Source organism: Salinimicrobium profundisediminis, from assembly GCF_026241755.1.
Lineage (GTDB): Bacteria > Bacteroidota > Bacteroidia > Flavobacteriales > Flavobacteriaceae > Salinimicrobium > Salinimicrobium profundisediminis.
This window is the reverse complement of the sequence record NZ_JAPJDA010000077.1, coordinates 1-1806: the sequence shown is the minus strand read 5'-3', so window position 1 is coordinate 1806 and position 1806 is coordinate 1. Positions and strand designations below refer to the sequence as shown.

Genomic DNA, 1806 nt, shown 5'->3' with positions numbered 1-1806 from the left:
AATCTTGATTTGATTGAAGATCTTAAGGGAGCGACCATGCTGCCGGGATTTGTTGATAGTCATATGCATTTAATTGGTCATGGTGAAAGGCTGATCAGACTTGATTTGTCAAAGTGTACATCCAAAGGAGATGTGCTTGCTGCTGTTAAGGAATATTCGCTGCAGTTCCCTGCTGGTGAGTGGATTGTTGGAGAAGGCTGGAATGAAAATTTATGGGAAGATCCTTCGCCAATCACTTCAGCGGAATTAGACAAAGTGGTACCAGATCATCCAGTTTTTCTTAAAAGGGTATGCCGTCATGCATTAACAGCTAATTCCTTAGCTTTAAAACTCGCAGGTGTCAGTGAAGCTACAGAGTGTCCTCCTGGGGGTGTAATTGAATTGGACAGTCGAGGTCAGCTCAACGGAATATTGAAGGACCAAGCACAGGACCTGCTTTTCTCAGCTGTACCTCCTGTAACAAAAGCGTACTTAAAAAAAGCACTCCAAGCTGCTATAACAGACGCTTATTCATTAGGTTTAACAGGATCGCACACAGAAGATCTCAATTATTACAATGGATTTGGACATACATATGAAGCAATAAAAGAAGTCATTGAAGAGGATCAATATAACTATCGGGCACATTTGCTTGTTCATCACGAAGTTGTAGACAGCATGATTGCCAGTGGACAGCATTTTATGAGCGGTACAGAATGGGTTGAGTTTGGAGCCATGAAAATTTTTGCAGATGGTGCTTTAGGAGGGCGTACAGCATTGCTTAGCCATCCATACGCAGATGATGAAACTACTTCTGGAGTGGCCATCTTTTCTCAGGAACAGCTTGATGAGCTCGTGAGTAAAGCACGGGAGTATAACTTGCCTGTAGCGGTTCATGCCATAGGCGATCTTGCCTTTGAAATGGTCGTGAACTCCATTGAAAAATATCCTTTAATTGGGAAAGGGAGAGACCGTCTCATTCATGCGCAAATATTGCGTAAGGAGCTGATCGACCGCATCAAAAACCTCCCGCTTATTCTTGATATTCAGCCGCGCTTTGTTGCTTCTGATTTCCCTTGGGTCGTGGAGCGTGTCGGTCAGGAATATATGAATTATTGCTATGCGTGGAAAACATTATTGGATGAAGGTCTCCATTGTGCAGGCGGCTCTGATGCGCCAATAGAACCTGTTGATCCGCGGCTTGGCATCCATGCAGCGGTAACGAGAACCAATATTGACAGCAGCGATTGTACGGTTTATAACGAAGAAGAAAGACTTACTGTGTATGAAGCGGTATCTCTTTTTACAAAAGGAAGCGCATATGCGATTTCACATGAACATGACCGAGGCGTCATTAAAAAAGGAAATCTTGCTGACTTTACCATCCTGGAAGAAAATATATTTACGATTGCTCCGGAAGCGATTGCTTCCATCCCTGTAAAACAAACCGTCATTGGCGGCAAAACTGTGTACCGGAATGAGATTGGGAAATAAATATTTTAAGCAACTTTACCGAATGATTAGAAATTTTATCTTTCTAACGATTCGGTTTTTTTAGTGTGTATAAATATGAGTGAAATGAAGCGGCGGGCAAAACGAATTTGGTTGATAGAGTTAATTTTTAATAAAGATTGATAAAAATATATTGCAAGTCTTTTTAACAGGTGTCTATAATAGTGATATTTCGAAATCAGAAAGAATTGAGGATGGAAGATGGGACAAAACGATATTAAAAACGGCGCACTGTATGCTGGATTCTCATATTTATTGTGGGGGATTCTGCCAATCTACTGGAAACTCATACATCATGTCAATTCAGATGAAATA

General features: G+C 41.3%; 1 protein-coding gene. It reads left to right on the top strand.

The window, feature by feature from the left end:
• Positions 1-1473, top strand: a 1473-nt coding sequence (locus OQ279_RS18565) for an amidohydrolase (protein ID WP_266071358.1), incomplete at its 5' end; no start/stop codon positions are given.
• Positions 1474-1806: the final 333 nt, after the last annotated feature.